Annotated in this window: 17 protein-coding genes; 9 read left to right on the forward strand and 8 right to left on the reverse strand. The window is 73.4% G+C overall.

Annotation, left to right across the window (positions count from 1 at the left end; genetic code table 11):
• The first annotated feature begins 245 nt into the window (after positions 1-245).
• Positions 246-572 (forward strand): hypothetical protein, encoded by a 327-nt coding sequence (locus tag ACGFI2_RS03955; RefSeq protein ID WP_393510208.1) that lies wholly within the window; start codon positions 246-248, stop codon positions 570-572.
• Positions 569-1219, forward strand: coding sequence for a nucleotidyl transferase AbiEii/AbiGii toxin family protein (locus ACGFI2_RS03960; protein ID WP_393510211.1), 651 nt, complete (start codon positions 569-571; stop codon positions 1217-1219). Before ACGFI2_RS03955 ends, ACGFI2_RS03960 begins: the two co-directional genes overlap by 4 nt.
• Positions 1220-1252: 33 nt before the next feature.
• Here the strand turns inward: ACGFI2_RS03960 and ACGFI2_RS03965 are convergent, their stop codons facing one another.
• Entirely contained in the window at positions 1253-2155 is a 903-nt protein-coding gene (locus ACGFI2_RS03965) for an SDR family oxidoreductase (protein WP_393510214.1), read from the reverse strand.
• Positions 2156-2304: 149 nt separating this feature from the next.
• On the opposite strand from ACGFI2_RS03965, the gene ACGFI2_RS03970 reads away from it, so the two are divergent.
• The gene (locus tag ACGFI2_RS03970) at positions 2305-4104 is read left to right on the forward strand and encodes a bifunctional metallophosphatase/5'-nucleotidase (RefSeq protein ID WP_393510217.1); all 1800 of its coding nucleotides are present in this window, start codon (positions 2305-2307) and stop codon (positions 4102-4104) included.
• A gap of 116 nt (positions 4105-4220) precedes the next feature.
• Here the strand turns inward: ACGFI2_RS03970 and ACGFI2_RS03975 are convergent, their stop codons facing one another.
• Positions 4221-4406 carry a hypothetical protein gene (locus ACGFI2_RS03975; RefSeq protein ID WP_393510220.1) on the reverse strand — a complete coding sequence of 62 codons (186 nt, stop codon included), beginning with the start codon at positions 4404-4406 and terminating at the stop codon, positions 4221-4223.
• Between the two features lie 288 nt (positions 4407-4694).
• On the opposite strand from ACGFI2_RS03975, the gene ACGFI2_RS03980 reads away from it, so the two are divergent.
• Positions 4695-5729 (forward strand): NAD(P)-dependent alcohol dehydrogenase, encoded by a 1035-nt coding sequence (locus ACGFI2_RS03980; protein ID WP_393510223.1) that lies wholly within the window; start codon positions 4695-4697, stop codon positions 5727-5729.
• Here ACGFI2_RS03980 and ACGFI2_RS03985 read toward each other — a convergent pair.
• The gene (locus ACGFI2_RS03985; RefSeq protein ID WP_393510225.1) at positions 5716-6852 is read right to left on the reverse strand and encodes a geranylgeranyl reductase family protein; all 1137 of its coding nucleotides are present in this window, start codon (positions 6850-6852) and stop codon (positions 5716-5718) included. The two genes, ACGFI2_RS03980 and ACGFI2_RS03985, sit on opposite strands and share 14 nt — an antisense overlap.
• Before the next feature lie 134 nt (positions 6853-6986).
• On the opposite strand from ACGFI2_RS03985, the gene ACGFI2_RS03990 reads away from it, so the two are divergent.
• From ACGFI2_RS03990 to ACGFI2_RS04000, 3 genes are all read left to right on the forward strand, one after another.
• Positions 6987-7223: a hypothetical protein gene (locus ACGFI2_RS03990; RefSeq protein ID WP_393510228.1), complete on the forward strand. Its 237-nt coding sequence runs from the start codon at positions 6987-6989 to the stop codon at positions 7221-7223.
• 71 nt (positions 7224-7294) lie between these two features.
• Entirely contained in the window at positions 7295-8731 is a 1437-nt protein-coding gene (locus ACGFI2_RS03995) for an MFS transporter (protein WP_393510231.1), read from the forward strand.
• Positions 8732-8824: 93 nt separating this feature from the next.
• A complete protein-coding gene (locus ACGFI2_RS04000; protein WP_393510234.1) occupies positions 8825-10450 on the forward strand; it encodes an alkaline phosphatase D family protein in 1626 nt (541 codons plus the stop codon).
• Positions 10451-10515: 65 nt separating this feature from the next.
• On the opposite strand, the gene ACGFI2_RS04005 is transcribed toward ACGFI2_RS04000, so the two are convergent.
• The 3 genes from ACGFI2_RS04005 to ACGFI2_RS04015 all read right to left on the reverse strand — a co-directional run bounded on the left by ACGFI2_RS04005 (position 10516) and on the right by ACGFI2_RS04015 (position 13679).
• On the reverse strand, positions 10516-11070 hold the full coding sequence (locus tag ACGFI2_RS04005; protein ID WP_393510237.1) for a hypothetical protein: 555 nt from the start codon (positions 11068-11070) through the stop codon (positions 10516-10518).
• A 591-nt stretch (positions 11071-11661) separates the two neighbouring features.
• The gene (locus ACGFI2_RS04010) at positions 11662-12387 is read right to left on the reverse strand and encodes a hypothetical protein (RefSeq protein WP_393510240.1); all 726 of its coding nucleotides are present in this window, start codon (positions 12385-12387) and stop codon (positions 11662-11664) included.
• Between the two features lie 185 nt (positions 12388-12572).
• Positions 12573-13679, reverse strand: coding sequence for a DUF3626 domain-containing protein (locus tag ACGFI2_RS04015; protein WP_393510243.1), 1107 nt, complete (start codon positions 13677-13679; stop codon positions 12573-12575).
• Positions 13680-13883: 204 nt separating this feature from the next.
• Here ACGFI2_RS04015 and ACGFI2_RS04020 point away from each other — a divergent pair, with 204 nt between their 5' ends.
• Positions 13884-14744: an MEDS domain-containing protein gene (locus tag ACGFI2_RS04020; protein ID WP_393510246.1), complete on the forward strand. Its 861-nt coding sequence runs from the start codon at positions 13884-13886 to the stop codon at positions 14742-14744.
• A gap of 61 nt (positions 14745-14805) precedes the next feature.
• Here the strand turns inward: ACGFI2_RS04020 and ACGFI2_RS04025 are convergent, their stop codons facing one another.
• Both ACGFI2_RS04025 and ACGFI2_RS04030 read right to left on the reverse strand, forming a co-directional pair.
• Positions 14806-15435, reverse strand: coding sequence for an MBL fold metallo-hydrolase (locus ACGFI2_RS04025; RefSeq protein ID WP_393510249.1), 630 nt, complete (start codon positions 15433-15435; stop codon positions 14806-14808).
• Positions 15432-16520 (reverse strand): S-(hydroxymethyl)mycothiol dehydrogenase, encoded by a 1089-nt coding sequence (locus ACGFI2_RS04030; RefSeq protein ID WP_393510252.1) that lies wholly within the window; start codon positions 16518-16520, stop codon positions 15432-15434. Before ACGFI2_RS04030 ends, ACGFI2_RS04025 begins: the two co-directional genes overlap by 4 nt.
• A gap of 137 nt (positions 16521-16657) precedes the next feature.
• On the opposite strand from ACGFI2_RS04030, the gene ACGFI2_RS04035 reads away from it, so the two are divergent.
• Positions 16658-17074 (forward strand): hypothetical protein, encoded by a 417-nt coding sequence (locus tag ACGFI2_RS04035; RefSeq protein WP_393510255.1) that lies wholly within the window; start codon positions 16658-16660, stop codon positions 17072-17074.
• Positions 17075-17080: the final 6 nt, after the last annotated feature.

Genomic DNA, 17080 nt, shown 5'->3' on the forward strand with positions numbered 1-17080 from the left:
CGCCGCCCCGACCGGATGGCCGGGGCGGCGCTGGGCGTCGGTGTGCAGGTCGCCTCTCGGCGAGTGGCGCGACGCGGCTCCAGCCGAACGGTATTCCGCGAAGGCAATTTAGGTGAGGCCCGGGGACACTGGTCACACCGACGCTCTGCATAACCGTACCCGCGGGCCCGTTCTTCCGCGGGGCGTCGTGACGCCGGTCACCGACCTTGGCGCCCCGAGCGCCGGGCAGGGGTTACCCTGATGCCATGTCGGCCACCGCCAGCGCGTACCTCGCCCGGCCCGGGCGTCCCGCGGTGGTGGCGCGCACCCTGGACGAGCTGGCCGGGCCCACCGCCTGCATCGTCGAGCTGCCGGTGCGCCTGATGTGGAGCAGCGAGCGCGCCTTCGACCTGGCCGACCCGGACGAACTGCTCTGGATGTACGAGAACGTGCTGCGCGAGACCAGCCGGGTGGAGGACCTGCGGGAGCTGATCCACGCGGGGACGCTGCGCCGGGTCTGGCCGCTGCTCAACCTCCCCCGGGGCGTGCGCCTGGCCTGGGAGGGCCGGCACCGGAGCCTGCGCGCCGCGTGACGCACCCGCACGACTTCTACCGGGAGGTGGCCCGGGTGGCGCTGGCCGCCGCCGGCCCGCACCGCTTCGTGCTCGGCGGCGGGGTGGCGTGGGCGGCGCACGGCCTGGTCACCCGCCCCACCGAGGATGTCGACCTGTTCGCCGACGTCGAGGGCGCCGCCGCCGCGGCGGCCGCCGACGTGTGTGCCGCGCTGCGACGAGCCGGCTACCGGGTGGACGAGGCGGACCCGGGTGGGCTGGGCGACGTGTTCGACGGCTACGACCGCGACCTGCGCGACTTCGTGGTGAGCCGGGACGGTCGCGAGATCCGCCTCAGCCTGGCCCGCCTGGACCGGCACCGCAGCCCGGTGGTGATGGATCTCGGTCCGGTGATGGACGTCCGGGACCTGATCGCCAACAAGACCGCCGCGCTTGTCAACCGGCGGGAGGTACGCGACTACATCGACGTGGCCGCCGCCCTGGACCGGTACGCGGTGGCCGAGCTGCTGGAGCTGGCCCGCCAGGTGGACCCGGCGCTCGACGACACCGACGTGCGCGCGGCCGGCCGCTACCTCGACGGGCTGGCCGACCGCCGGTTCACCCGCTACGGCCTGGACCCGGCGCGGATCGCCGAGGTGCGCCGCCGCATGTCCGTCTGGCCCCGCTGACCGGACGGGACCGGACGGGCCACGGCCGGGCGGTCACTTCGTCGGCCTGCCGCCGGTGACGCCGAGGATCTCGCCGGTGACGTAGCTCGACTCCTGGGAGGCGAAGAAGACGTACGCCGGGGCCAGCTCGGCCGGCTGCCCGGGGCGGCCCATCGGCACGTCCGTGCCGAACTGCTTCACCTTCTCCGCCGGCATGGTGGCCGGGATCAGCGGCGTCCAGATCGGGCCGGGCGCGACCGCGTTGACGCGGATGCCCCGGTCGGCCAGGTTCAGCGCCAGCGCCTTGGTGAAGTTGGCGATGGCCGCCTTGGTGGTGGCGTAGTCGAGCAGCTGCGGCGACGGGTCGAACGCCTGGATTGAGGAGGTGTTGATGATCGCCGAGCCCTCCTTCAGGTGCGGCACCGCGAACTTGCTGAGCCAGAACATGGCGTACACGTTGGTCTTGACGACCCGGTCGAACTGCTCGGTGGTGATGTCGTCGATGCCATTGTCCTGCGACATCTGGTAGGCCGCGTTGTTGACCAGGATGTCGATGCCGCCGAGGTCGGCGACCGCGCGGTCGATCAGCTCGCGGCAGTTCGCCTCCTCGCGCAGGTCGGTGCGGACGGCCACGCCCTTGCGGCCGGCCTGCTCGACCAGGCTGACCGTCTCGCGGGCGTCCGCCTCCTCCTCCTCGCCGAGGTAGGAGACGAGCACGTCGGCGCCCTCCCGGGCGAACGCGACGGCCACCGCCCGGCCGATCCCGGAGTCACCACCGGTGATGACCGCCCGCTTGCCGGTGAGCCGGTCGGCGCCCCGGTACGACTCCTCGCCGTGGTCCGGCTTCGGGCCCATCTCCTGCTCCGTGCCGGGGGTGGACTGCTGCTGCGCCGACTGACCCTGCTGCTGCCCGTACTGCTCGGTGGGGTTCTGCTGGGTGTACTGGTCCTCGGTCATGACTGCGCCCTACCCCGGCCGGTCCGGGGAAAACAGCAGCCGGTGACCGTAGGGAAAACATCTCGGGGGGATGTGGCGCCTGTGACACCTGGTGGTTATGGTGCGCAACGGCGCCCACGAGGCGCCTACCCCCATGGAAAGGCACCGCATTGACCTCCTCCTCCGGCGCCTCGCGGCGCCAGGTGCTGGCCGTCGCCGCCGCCGCGGCGACCGCTCCCCTGCTCGCCGGCGCGCCCGCCGAGGCGAAGCCGAAGCCGCCGACGCAGCCGAAGACCTGGGACCTGACCGTCCTGGGCACCTCGGACACGCACGGCAACGTCTACAACTGGGACTACTACAAGGACGCCGAGTTCGACGACAGCAAGCACAACGACGTCGGCGTCGCCAAGCTGGCCACCCTGGTCAATCAGATCCGGGCCGAGCGCAAGGGCAGGGCCACCCTGGTCCTGGACGCCGGCGACACCATCCAGGGCACGCCGCTGGCCACCTACTACGCCAAGCAGGAGCCGATCACCAGCACCGGTGAGACGCACCCGATGGCCAACGCGATGAACGTGCTGAAGTACGACGCCGTCACGCTGGGGAACCACGAGTTCAACTACGGCCTGCCGCTGCTGGCCACCTGGATCAAGCAGCTCGGCTTCCCGGCCCTCGCCGCCAACGCGATCAACGCGAAGACCGGCAAGCCGGCGTTCCTCCCCTACGTGATCAAGGAGGTGCGGCTCGGCGGCCACGGCGCGCCGAAGCTGCGGGTGGGCATCCTCGGCCTGACCAACCCCGGCGTGGCGATCTGGGACAAGGCCAACGTCGAGGGCCGCCTGGTCTTCGCCGACATGGTCGCCACCGCCGCGAAGTGGGTACCGGAGATGCGCCGGCGCGGCGCGGACGTGGTGCTCATCTCCGCACACGGCGGCGACAGCGGCACCTCCAGCTACGGTCCGGAGCTGCCGAACGAGAACCCCACCGCGCTGATCGCCGAGCAGGTGCCCGGCATCGACGCGATCCTCTTCGGGCACGCCCACAACGAGGTGCCGGAGAAGTTCGTCACCAACCTGAAGACCGGCAAGGCGGTGCTCACCTCCGAGCCGTCGAAGTGGGGCCAGCGGCTGACCCGGATGGACTTCACGCTGACCCGGGAGAAGGGTTGCTGGAAGGTGGTCGACTCGTCGGCCACCACGCTGAACACCAACACGGTGGTCGAGGACCCGGCGGTGCTCGCGGCGGTCCGCGGCCAGCACGCCAAGACGGTCGACTACGTCAACAGGGTCGTCGCGCGGTCGAGCGTGGAGCTGTCCGCCGCCGAGTCGCGCTACCAGGACACCCCGATCCTGGACTTCATCAACCACGTCCAGACCGAGGTGGTCACCGCGGCGCTGGCCGGCGGCGCGTACGCCGGCCTGCCGGTGCTGTCGATCGCCGCGCCGTTCAGCCGCACCGCGGTCTTCCCGCAGGGCGACGTGCGGATCCGCGACGTGGCCGGCCTGTACGTGTACGACAACACCCTGGAGGCGGTCGTGCTGACCGGCGCCGAGGTGAAGGCGTACCTGGAGTACTCGGCGAAGTACTTCGTCACGGTGCCGGTGGGCGCTCCGGTCGACCCGGAGACGATCAGCGACCCGGCGGTGCCGGACTACAACTACGACGTGTTCTCCGGCGTCGACTACGACATCGACATCGCGAAGCCGGTCGGCCGGCGGATCACCCGCCTGGTGCTGGCCGGCACCGACACCCCGGTGGCCGCGGACGCCCAGTTCGTGGTGGCGGTGAACAACTACCGGCGCAGCGGCGGCGGCAACTTCCCCGGCATCGTGAAGACCCAGGTCTACAACGCGCAGCAGGAGATCCGCCAGCTGCTCATCGACTGGGCGCAGGCCAAGGGCGTCATCGACCCGGCCGACTTCTTCGTGCCGAACTGGAAGCTGGTCCGCGAGGGCGTCCCGGTCTTCTGATCCCCCGAGGGCCCCGGCGTCCTGCCGGGGCCCTCGTCGCGTCCGTCGAGGTCCATCCGACCCTTCCGATGCCTTCGCCGGCGTCGGGCCGGACTCGGGCCGCGCCGGACGGACCGTCAGCCGCCGGCTCTCAGGTGCCACTCCGACTCGCCGCCGGTCGGATCCGGCCGGTCCGGTCGGATGTCGGTCTCGGTGGACTCCGCACGTTCCTCGGGGCGTACCGGGGGCGGCAGCTCGCCGAAGCGGACGTGCCGCAGGAACGCGTACTCCTCATCGGTGAACGACTCGACCGGTTCGCTCATGCCCGCATTGTGCGCCACGGGCGCGGCGACAGCCATACCGTTCCACCCGCGGGCTGGGTGGCGCACGAGTGGAACGACATGGGTGTCAAGACGGGCCCGAGGCACCCATGGTGTTCCACTCGCCGGCCGGATGACCCGCGACTGGAACGGTATGGGTGTCTCCGACGCCCGAAGACAACCACCGTGCTCCACTCGCGGGCTGGGAGCCCGGACGGACAGACGCGGTATCAACAGGGGCGGGACGGGTATGCCGTCGCGACGGCCGTCGGCGACGAGGTGGAGGACGACATGCGCGCGGTACGGATGACCGCTCCCGGGGTGCTGGAGCTGACCGAGGCGCCCACGCCGGAGCCCGGGCCCGGCGAGGTGCTGCTGCGTGTCGGCGCGGTCGGCGCCTGCCACTCGGACCTGCACATCCTGGACGCGGCCGCAGGGGTGTTCCCCACCCCGATGACGCTCGGCCACGAGATCGCCGGCACGGTGGCGACCGCCGGCCCGGGCGTGGACGGCTGGGCACCCGGGGATCGGGCGGCGGTCTACGGGATCATCGGCTGCGGCCGGTGCCGGGCCTGCCTGCGCGGCGAGGAGAACCGCTGCCGGGTCGTCCCGCTGGGCGGCATCGGGCTCAGCCGCGACGGCGGGCTGGCCGAGTACGTGGCGGTGCCGGCGTCCCGGCTGCTGCACGTGGGCGACCTGGACCTGACCCAGGCGGCCCCGCTGACCGACGCCGGGCTGACCCCGTACCACGCGGTGGAGCTGGCCCGGCCCCGGCTGCGTCCCGGCACCACCTGCGTGGTGATCGGCATCGGCGGGCTCGGGCACATGGCGTTGCAGATCCTGGTCGCCACCACCGCGGTGCGGATCGTCGCGGTGGACACCAGCGTCGCGGCGCTGGACCTGGCCGGCCGCCTCGGCGCGCACCACGCGGTGCCGGCCGGCCCGGACGCCGTGGACAAGATCCGCGAACTGGTCGGCCCGCCGCCGGACGGCGCGGACGTGGTGCTGGACTTCGTCGGCGCGCAACCCACCCTGGACACCGCCCGGCAGGTCGTCGCCACCGGCGGTCAGCTGCTGCTGGTCGGCCTGGCCGGTGGGACGCTGCCGGTCCGACCGGTCGCCGACGAGCCGCCCACGGTGCCGCTGGAGACCGGGGTGGTGGTGCCGTTCTGGGGCACCCGGGCCGAACTCCAGGAGGTGATCGCGTTGGGTCGGGCCGGCCGGCTGCACGCCGACGTGCAGACGTTCCCGCTGGCCGAGGCGCCCGAGGCGTACGAGGCGCTGCGCCGGGGCGACGTCCACGGCCGGGCGGTCATCGTGCCCTGACCGGCGGCAGCCGGTCGAGCAGCGCGAGCCCGGCCCGTACCGGCCGCCGGTCGAGCGCCTCGGCGAAGCTGACCCGGCCCTGGCAGAACCGGACGAACATCCGCCAGCCGGGCGGGCTGGCCAGCATCGCGTGGAACACGTCGGGCCGCCGCTCGAACACGTCCAGCAGCCGGTGCCCGGCGCGCATCTCCGGCACCAGCCGCCGCCCGACCTCCCGGGCGTACGCGTCGAGGTCGCCGCCGGCCACCGCGGCGCCGGCGAGGCGGCCGGAGCGCAGCGCGTAGCTGATCCCCTCCCGGCTCCACGGCTCCAGCAGGCCGGCCGCGTCGCCGGCGACCAGCACCCGCCCGTGGCGCAGCGGGGCGTCCTCGGCGCGGCAGCGGGTCAGGTGGCCGGAGTCGTGCTCCGGGGCGATGCCGGCCAGCCCCAGCCGGGCCACGAAGTCCCGCAGGTAGGCCCGGGTCCGCTCGCCGTCGCCGCGGGCGGAGATGACGCCCACGGTGAGCCGGTCACCCTTGGGGAAGACCCAGGCGTACGAGCCGGGCACCGGCCCCCAGTCGAGCAGCACCCGCCCCCGCCACCGGTCCCGCTCGGCGGCGGGCACCGGCAGCTCCAACTCCAGCCCCAGGTCGACCTGGCGGAAGCGCACGCCGACGTGGCGGGCGGTCACGCCGGAGGAGCCGTCCGCGCCGACCACCGAACGCGCGCGCACCACCTCGCCGTCGGCCAGCCGCAGGCGTACCTCGTCGGGGTCCTGCTCCACCGCGCGCACCGCGACGCCCTCGCGGACCTCGGCGCCGGCGGCGACCGCGGCGGCGCGCAGCCGGTCGTCGAACTCCTCCCGGCGGATCATGGTGACCAGCGGCGCGCGGTGGCGGCGGGTGAACGCGCGTCGTCCGTCCCGGGTGAAGGTGACCCGGTCGACGCGGTCGTGTGCGGGCACCTCGACCAGGCCGTCGACCTCGGCCAGGGAGGTGCCGACCAGGCCGCCGCCGCAGGTCTTGTACCGGGGATGGGTGGCCCGCTCGACCACCAGCGTGCGCACACCGGCCCGGGCCGCCGCGTGCGCGGCGGCGAGTCCGGCCGGTCCGCCACCGAGCACGACGAGGTCCCAGACGATCACTGGTGCAGCCTAGGGCACCGCCGGACCGGGCCCGCCGGTACGACCCCCGATCGGGTGGGCATCATCGCCGGCCGCCCGGGTAACCGCCGGTCGCCGGCTGTCCATGATCGGGCGGCCCACGCCGAGGAGGAGCGATGCCTCAGGTCCAGCTGTCCGCGGTCGAGGAACGGGTCTACCAGGCGGTGACCGCGCTGGAGGTGCGCGGCCACGTCCCCTACCCGGGCCTGATCGCCGAGGAGACCGGGTTGACCGAGGAGGAGGTGCACGAGCCGCTGCACTCGCTCACCCAGCGGGGGCTGCTGCACCGGGAGGACTCGCCGATATCGGGCCTGGACTTCGGGCCCCGCTGGTGCGCACGCCAGACGGCCTGATCGCGTCGTTTGCCCCACCGGGGTCCGGGTAGCGATCGGGGATGCGTGATCGACGGTCTGTGGGGGGCACGATGAGCGGTGACCGGTCGCCGGCGCCGGACACCGGGTACGACGACCGGCGCCGCTGGCAGGCGCTGAGCGTCGGCCTGGTCGCGGCGTTCATGACGCTGCTGGACGTCAGCATCGTCAACGTGGCCGTCCCGTCGATCGACCGGGCGCTGGACGCCACCCCGAGCGACCTGCAGTGGGTGCTGTCCGGGTACGCGTTGACGTTCGGCCTGGTGCTGGTGCCGGCCGGCCGGTTCGGTGACGCGCGCGGCCGGCGGACCGCGTTCGTGGTCGGGGTGGGTCTGTTCACGCTGACCAGCGCACTGGCCGGACTGGCCACCTCGTCGACCTGGCTGATCGTCGCCCGGCTCGTGCAGGGCGCCGCCGCCGGTGTGGTCAACCCGCAGGTCAGCGGCATGATCCAGGAGCTGTTCCGGGGCGCCGACCGGGGTCGCGCGTTCGGGCTGCTCGGCGCGACCATCGGCATCTCCACCGCCGTCGGGCCGCTGCTGGGTGGCCTGCTCATCCAGCTCGGCGGCGAGGAGCACGGCTGGCGGTGGGTGTTCTTCGTGAACATCCCGGTCGGCATCGTGGCGATGGTGCTCGGCTGGCGGCTGATGCCGGCCCGGGCCGAGGGCCAGCCCGACCGGCACCGACTCGACCCGGTGGGCGTACTGCTGCTCGGCGCCGGGGTCACCGTGATCCTGCTGCCGCTGGTGCAGCGGGAGCAGTGGCAGGGCTCGGCCAAGTGGCTGCTGATCCCGCTCGGACTGGTGCTGCTGGCCGGCTTCGCGCTCTGGGAACGCCGGTTCGCCCGACACGCCACGCCCCTGTTCGACCTGCGGTTGTTCGGGCTGCGCTCGTACGTCCTCGGTTCGCTGATCGGGCTGATCTACTTCGCCGGCTTCACCGCGATCTTCTTCATCTTCACCCTCTACCTGCAGATCGGCCTGGGCTACAGCGCGCTGGTGGCCGGCCTGGCGATCACCCCGTTCGCGCTCGGCTCGGCGCTGGCCTCCGCGCTCGGCGGCCGGGTGGTCACCCGGTACGGCCGGCCGCTGGTCGCGATCGGACTGCTCGCCGTGGTGGTCGGCCTGGTCGCGACCGACCTGGTGCTGACCGGTGGGCCACACCGGAACGTGCCGCTGCGCACCGCGCTGCCGCTGCTCGTCGCCGGGCTGGGCAGCGGCCTGGTGATCGCGCCCAACCAGACGCTCACGCTCTCCGAGGTGCCGGTGCCGATGGCCGGCAGTGGCGCCGGCATGCTCCAGACCGGGCAGCGGATCGGCACCGCCGCCGGCATCGCGGCGGTCGGCGCGCTGTTCTTCTCGACCCTGGCGCAGAACCAGAACGACTGGGCGCTGGCGTTCCGGCACTCACTGCTGCTGGCCGCCGGCATCATCGTGCTGGCGCTCGGCGTGGCCGTGGTGGACATCGTCGCCGGCCGTCGCCGGTCCTGATCGGTCCGGACCGGCCAACCCGGGCGGAAGTCCCGGCGAACTTCGCGCGACCGGGGCAGCGCCAAGCACGTCGACATTGATAGATACAAGGGCATGACGAACACCCTCGACCGTCGTGCCCTGCTGCGCCTCGCGGGCGCCTCCGCCGGCACCGCCGTCCTCGCCGGCGCAACCCTGGCCGGCGCCTCCCCCGCCGGCGCGGCCACCGCCGCGTTCCGGCACGGCATCGCCTCCGGCGATCCGCTGCCGGACGGGATCCTGCTCTGGACCCGGGTCACCCCCACGCCCGACGCGCTGCCCGGCTCCGGCGCCGGCCCCGACGTCGAGGTGCGCTGGCAGGTCGCCACCGACCCGGACTTCACCGCGCCGGTCGCGGCCGGCACGATCGCCACCGGCGCGGCCCGCGACCACACCGTGAAGATCCCGGTCACCGGCCTCGCCCCGGCCACCACCTACTGGTACCGCTTCGGGTACGCCGACGCCTGGTCGCCGACTGGCCGCACCACCACCGCGCCGCCCGCCGACTCGGCGGTGGACCGGCTGCGGCTCGGCGTGGTGTCCTGCGCGAACTGGGAGGCGGGCTACTTCTCGGCGTACCGGCGGCTGGCCGACCGGGACGACCTGAACCTGATCGTCCACCTCGGCGACTACCTCTACGAGTACGGGACCGGCGAGTTCACCGCCGCCGGCCGGGTGGTGCGGCCCACCCAGCCGGCGCACGAGGTGCTCACGTTGGCCGACTACCGGATCCGGCACGCGCTCTACAAGACCGACCCGCACCTGCAGGCGCTGCACGCGGCGGTGCCGTGGATCATCACCTGGGACGACCACGAGGTCGCCAACGACGAGTGGTCCGGCGGCGCGGAGAACCACACGCCCGGCACCGAGGGGCCGTTCGCCGACCGGCTGGCCGCCGCCCGGCAGGCGTACCTGGAGTGGATGCCGGTGCGCGTCGGCGCGGACGGGGCGATCTACCGGCGGTTCCGCTTCGGCCGGCTGGCCGAGCTGTCCATGCTGGACCTGCGGTCGTACCGCTCGGCGCAGGCGTCCGGCACGGCGGTGGACGACCCGGCCCGGACGATCACCGGCGACGCCCAGATGGCGTGGCTGAAGGCGGGCCTGTCCGGCTCGAGCGCCCGCTGGAAGCTGGTCGGCAACCCGGTGATGATCGCCCGGGTGGACGTCGGCGCGCTGCCCGCGTGGCTGCTCGGTCCACTCGGCAAGCTGCTCGGGATCCCGGAGAACGGCGCGGTGCTCAACGCCGACCAGTGGGACGGCTACAACGCCGACCGCAACGAGCTGGTCGACCACCTCCGGGCCACCGGCACCCGCGACGTGGTGTTCCTGACCGGCGACATCCACACCTCGTGGGCCAACGAGGTGACCACCCGCGCGACCGGTTCGGCCGACCCGGCCGCGGTCGAGTTCGTCGTGCCGTCGGTGACCAGCGACAACATCAACGACTTCCTGAAGCTGCCGGCCGGCAACCCGCTGAGCCAGCTCGGCGCGGGCCTGATCCGCTCCACCAACCCGCACGTGCGCTGGACCGAGCTGGACGGACACGGGTACGGGGTGTTCGAGGTGACGCCGCAGCGCTGCCGGATGGACTGGTACCACCTCGCCGATCGGACCAGCAGCACCAGCGGCAGCCGCTGGGTGGCCGGCTGGTCGGTGGCCGCCGGTTCGTCCAAGCTGCGTGCCGAGGGCGCCCCGGCCTGACCCCTTTCGGGTACGCGTGAAGGCCGGCACCCCTTACCCTGGGGTGCCGGCCTTCGGCGTGGTGCTCACTTGGTCCAGTGCTGGTCGACGAGGTCGGTGGCCTGCTTCTCCCACTGCGCGTACGCATCCGGGTAGGCCGACACCTGCACGGTCTGGGCGGCCTTGGTCAGCGGCATGTCCTGCCAGCCGTCGACCTGCTTGAGGCCCTTCAGGAAGGCGAGCGTGGAGTACTCGGGGTCGGTGATCTGCTCCGGGCTACCCCAACCCGAGGACGGGCGCTGCTGGAACAGACCCAACGAGTCGTGGTCGTTGCGGTCACCGAGGTGACCCAGGTTCTCCAGCTTCGACTCCTGCAGCGCGGTGGCGATCGACACGACCGCCGCCCGCTCGGGCAGACCGGCCTTCTTCGTCGCGGCGATGATCGCCTTGACGTTCGCGGTCTGCTCGTCGTTCAGGTTGATCGTCGACTGCTCGCCCTGCACCGTGGCGGCAGCGACGGGCTTACCGGCCGTGGCGTGGGCGGGGGTGTCGGCGTGCGCGGCGATCGGACCGGCGAACACACCACCGGTGAAGGCCAGACCAGCGATACCCAGAATGCTCTTACGCAGGATCGTGTTCATGGTGGGGGCTCCGTTCGGGGGTCGACACACCGGGGGGTGTGTGGGCACCGTCAGGCGCTCAGGAAAGTCTTCGGGGGATCCGGCTGCTCGCGGGGCGCGGGGGCCTCTACGCGGCGCCGGACCATGTGTAACGACCGGCCGCCCACCGTCATTCCCGGGGGGCGCGGGTCGGCGGCGCGGGGGTGCGCTCACCTTCCTCGGTCGTTCACCCGGTTACAACGCCGCGCACCCCCCGACGATTCCGCCGCCAGCGTGCCACCCACCACCCCGGAACCGGACACCACGCCCACCCGGGGACGGCCCGCACACCACGCGCGCCCAAGCACCCACGGCGTTCCACCCACCGCACATCAACGCCGTGGGTGGAACGCCATGGGTGTCTCACGCCCCTCACAGACACCCATGGCGTTCCACCCACCGCCTACGGACGCCGCGAGTGGAACGCGTGGTTGTCTCGGGTCATGGGGTGCCTCGGAGTTTGCCCGACCCGGTCCACCAGGCCGTGGTGATGTGGGCGGGCTCCAGACGTGCAAGACCCGCGCGGGGGCGGGACCGGCCGGCCCCGAGGTCGGGGCCGGCCGGATCGCGGGGTCACCAGAGCTGCTGGACGATGTCCGCCGCCTGCTCCTCCCACTGCGCGTACGCGTACGGGTAGGCGGACACCTGGACCGTCTGCGCCGCGCTGGTCAGCGGCAGTTCCTGCCAGCCGCCGACGTTCTTCAGCGCGCCGAAGAACGCCTTGCTGGCGTAGTCCGGGTCGGTGATCTGCTCGGACGAGCCCCACCCGGACGACGGGCGCTGCTGGAACAGGCCCTCCGAGTCGTGGTCGTTGTACGTGCCGAGGTGACCCAGGTTGTAGAGCTTCGACTCCTGCAGGGAGGTGGCGACGCCGATCACCGCGCCCCGCTCCCCCACGCCGGTCTGCTTGGCCGCCTTGACGATGGCCTTGGCGTTGCCGAGCTGCGCGTCGTCGAGCGGGATACGCGACTGCGCGCCCTCGACGCCGTGCGGCATGAGCTTCTCCCGGGTCGGGCGGTCGGCCTTGGTCGGCACCCTGTCGCTGCCGGTGGTCAGGCCGGACTTCGCCGCCTCGGTGCCGGTCCTCTTGCCGGTGGCCAGGTCGATGGCGGCCACGGCGCCGGCGTGCGGTCCGCTGGTCACCGGGGCGGCGACGGCGGTGGGGGCGAAGGCCAGGCCACCCAGGGCGGCCACCCCCGCGACGGTCAGCGCGGCGCGGCGGTTCTGGGCGACGGTGGTGGTCCTCGCGTAGGCGGTCTTCGCGACGGCGGGGAGCCATCGGGTGACGTGCTGCTTCACGATGGTTGCCCTTTCGATCGTTACGACGCGCTCCGGGGTGAGCGCCCCTGGGGGTGGCCGGCGACGCGGGTTTGGATGCCGGCGGTACGGGGGACACAACCAGCCGGACCTGTCACCCATTCCGGAAATGTCAGGCGGGCCGCGGGCTGCGGTCCAGGTCACCCGGAGCACCGGACAGCCGGCGCCTACCCGGGGAAACGGGACGATCGGGCCGGACGGCCGAACCACACCAGGACGTGCCAGAGCTGCTTGAGGTGTTGCCAGGTGACCTCGGTCGGTCCCCGATCGGCCCAGCGCTCGGGCTCGCGCACCAGGGAGGCGGCGGCACGGCCGATCAGCGCCGCGTGCAGCGGCTCCCCCGGCCGGCCGAACTCGGCGTGCACGCGGGCGGCCAGCGGCGGGATGTCCGGGCCGCGGAAGTCGGCGTCCACGCCGTCGACGGGCAGCTCGAAGCCGGCGTGCCAGTCCAGCGCGAAGCCGTGCCGCCCGGCGATCGCGGCGAGGCGCCGTCCGGCGTCGGTGTCGCGGAACGACGGGTCGACCACCACGGCCTCGACGTCGCGGGCGAGGCTCAGCTCGCCGTGCACCTGCGCCTCGATGTAGTCGTCCAACGATCGGCCGGCCCGCTCGGACGCCCGTTCCCGGCGGGACAGCAGCGCCCGTGACAGGGCGCCGGTGTCCATCCCGGACACGCCCAGGCTGACGCCGGTGCCGGCGGTGGCGTCGAGCAGCGCGGCGAGGACCGGCTCGAAGACGGTGACGGTGCCGACCTCGGTCGGGCCGAGGTGGCTGTCGCCGAAGGTGAACGTGGCCCGGGTCAGCACCTCCGAACGCAGCCGCAGGTGGCACGAGCCGAACCGGGGGCAGGCGCCGTCGAGGTGGTCGAGCAGGTTGAGGCCGCCGTACGTCGGGCGCTCCGCGGGCAGCACGCCCGGACGCTGGTACGCGCCGCCGAACATCGCCTTCTCCCAGACGTCACGGTCACCGCCGGGAAACGCGGTCAGCCCGCCGTTGGAGATGCCGGTGGAGAACTGGCTGCGGTAGACGCCGTCGGCGTCGAGCGCCTCGGCCACGGTGCGGCCGTCGCGCAGCAGCCGGTCGGGGTGGAAGTTGAGGGTCAACCGGCCGTGGCCGGTCACGGCCGCGACCAGTTCCTCGTACCGGATTCCGGTGCCGGAGCCGGCGAGGTGGGCCGCGATCACGGCGAGCGCCGCCGGCCGGTCCCGCAGGGCGACGTCCCGCACGTGTCGCAGGGCGGCGGACTGCGCGGCGGTCAGGGTCGGTTCGGGCATCGGGCGAGTATCGCGGGTCCGGGGCCCGGAGGCCAGGCGGTTACCGGTGATCGACCGCGCCGAGGCGGGCGAGCAGGTGCGCGGTGGCGGCGAGTTGGCGCAGCAGGTGGTCCAGGGTGGTCTGCCGGTCCAGCGTGGACGGCGCGGCGGAGGCGCCGCCCTTCGTTAGAGTGAGGCACCTGCCGCACCGGGAAGGCCCGTACCGTGACTGCTACGACCGTGGTCGACCAGGTCGAACTGGGCGATCACGTCTGCTGGATCCACGACGACGACGGCGACGCGCTCGACACCGTCGGCCGCTTCGCCGCGGTCGGCCTGCGCCGCGGCCACAAGGTGGTCTGCTTCACCGAGACGTCGACGCCGCAGGCGGTCCGCCTCCGGGTCGACGCCGTGGGGGTCCCCACCGAGGCCGCCGTGGCGGCGGGACAGCTGCGGATCCTGCCGGCCGTGGAAGCCTTCCTGGCCGGCGGCCGGCCCACCCCGACCATGCTCGCGGACGCGGTCCGCCACGAGGTCGACCAGGCCCGGCACGAGGGCTATCCGGGGATACGCCTCAGCGGCGACATGACGTGGGTGCTGGGCACCGGCGTCACCCTGGACGAGCTGCGACGCTACGAACTGGCGCTCAACCCGCTCTTCCCCGACGGCCGGGTCGCCGGCCTGTGCCTGTACGACCGGCGCCGCTTCCCCGCCGACCAGCTCCGGCTCCTCACCGCGGCCCATCCGGGCACCGCCGACCCGCACACGCCCCGCACCTGGTCGCCGCTGCTGCGGGCGTACCGGGTCGGCGATCCGCTCGGGTTGCGGCTGGTGGGACAGGTGGACCGGAGCAACCGGGACGCGCTCGTCGCGTTGCTGGCCGACCTGACGGCCGACCGGTGGGCGGCGGCCGTACCCCCGGTGCTGGACCTGACCGACCTGAGCTTCGCCGACGCGGGCGCCGCCACCGAGCTGGCACGGGCCGTGCGGGCCGGCCGCGCGGGCGTCCGGTTGGTGGGCTGCCGGCCGACGCTGCGCCGGCTGCTGCACGTGCTCGGCGGCGTCACCGCGGGACCGCCGGCGTGACGACGGCACGCCCGTCATCGACCTCGAACCGGTGCTCGACGACGAACGCTGAGCCGCGCCCTCAGTGGCCCCGGGCGATCCACTCGTCCAGGTGCGGCGCCTCCGCGCCGATGCTGGTGTCCTCGCCGTGCCCGGTGTGCGCCACCGTCTCCGGCGGCAGGGTGAGCAGCCGGGTGCGGATCGACTCGACGATGGTGCCGAAGTCGCTCCAGGAGCGGCCGGTCGCGCCCGGACCGCCGGCGAAGAGGGTGTCGCCGGTAAAGACCGCCTCCAGTTCCGGGGCGTGCAGGCTGCACGCTCCCGGGCTGTGGCCGGGCGTGTGCAGGACCCGTAGCGTGGTGCCGCCGACGGTCACGGTCTGCCCGTCGGTGAGGTCACCGTCCGGCGGCGTGTCCGGATGGACCTGGTCCCACAGCACCCGGTCGGCCGGGTGCAGCAGCACCGGCGCGCCGGTGGCCCGGGCCAGTTCGGGGGCGACCCGGACATGGTCGTCGTGGGCGTGGGTGGCCAGGATCGCGACCACCCGGCGGTCGCCGACGACCGCGAGGATGGCGGCCACGTCGTGCGGCGCGTCGACCACCACGCACTCGGCGTCGTCGCCGATCACCCAGACGTTGTTGTCCACGTCGAACGTCTGCCCGTCCAGCGAGAACGTGCCGGACGTGACGGTGTGGTCCACTCGGGCGGTCACGGGAAGACCACCACCGAGCGCAGCACGTCGCCGTGGTGCATCCGGGTGAACGCCTCCTCGACCCGGTCGAGGGCGATCTCCTCGGTGACGAAGGCGTCCAGGTCGAGCCGGCCCTGCCGGTACAGCTCGGTGAGCATCGGGAAGTCCCGGCTGGGCAGGCAGTCGCCGTACCAGCTGGACTTGAGCGCGCCGCCGCGGCCGAACACGTCGAGCAGCGGCAGGTCGACGGTCATCTCCGGGGTGGGGACGCCGACCAGCACGACCGTGCCGGCGAGATCACGCGCGTAGAAGGCCTGCTTCCAGGTCTCCGGGCGGCCCACCGCGTCGATCACCACGTCGGCGCCGAAGCCGCCGGTGGCGGCGCGGATCGCCTCCACCGGGTCGTCCTCGGAGGCGTTGACGGTGTGGGTGGCGCCGAACTGCCGCGCCCAGTCGAGCTTGCGGGAGTCGGTGTCCACCGCGACGATCGTGGTCGCGCCGGCCAGGGCGGCGCCGGCCACCGCCGCGTCGCCGACCCCGCCGCAGCCGATCACCGCGACGGAGTCGCCCCGGGTCACGTTGCCGGTGTTCATGGCCGCGCCGAGGCCGGCCATCACGCCGCAGCCGAGCAGGCCGACGGCGGCCGGTCGGGCCGACGGGTCGACCTTGGTGCACTGGCCGGCGTGCACGAGCGTCTTCTCGGCGAACGCGCCGATGCCGAGCGCGGGCGTCAGCTCGGTGCCGTCGGTCAGGGTCATCCTCCGCGTCGCGTTGTGGGTGGCGAAGCAGTACCAGGGCCGGCCGCGCCGGCAGGCCCGGCACTGCCCGCAGACGGCCCGCCAGTTGAGCACCACGAAGTCGCCGGGGGCCACGTCGGTGACGCCGTCGCCCACCTGCTCGACGATGCCGGCGGCCTCGTGGCCGAGCAGGAACGGGTAGGCGTCGTTGATGCCGCCCTCGCGGTAGTGCAGGTCGGTGTGGCAGACGCCGCAGGACTGGACGCGGACCACCGCCTCGCCCGGCCCCGGGTCGGGCACCACGATCGTGGTGACCTCCACCGGCGCGCCCTTGCGCCGCGACACGACTCCCCGGACTTCCTGGCTCAAGAGATTCTCCTTCGTTCGGTCCCCTCCGCCGAACCTACCGCCGATCATCACCGTCGGCCCGGCGTCGCCGAACCGGAATGCCCCGGTCTCAGCCGGGTACCCGCGTGCGGGTCCTTCGACGTCGAACGGGAGTGATCATGAGGTTGACGCATGCGCCGCTGCGGGTCGCCGTCGGCGCGTACATCCTGAACTCGGGGCTGTCCAAGCGGACCCTGGAGGGCGAGGCCGCCGCCGGCGTGCACGGCATGGCGGTGGGCGCGATCCCGCAGCTCCGGCAGGTCCCGCCGGACCGGTTCGCGGTGCTGCTCTCGCGCGGCGAGATGGCCCTCGGCGCGGCGCTGCTCGCCCCGTTCGTGCCGTCGCTGCTGGCCGGCGCCGCGCTGGCCGCGTTCGGCGCCGGGCTGGTGCAGCTCTACCTGAAGACGCCCGGCATGCGGGAGGGCACCAGCCTGCGCCCCAGCCAGGCGGGCATCGGACTGGCCAAGGACGTGTGGCTGGTCGGCGCGGGAGTGACCCTGATGCTGGACTCGCTCACCCACGGACGGCGCCGCTGACCGGCC

Source organism: Micromonospora sp. NPDC049282, assembly GCF_043197045.1.
In the GTDB taxonomy this organism is placed as follows: domain Bacteria; phylum Actinomycetota; class Actinomycetes; order Mycobacteriales; family Micromonosporaceae; genus Micromonospora.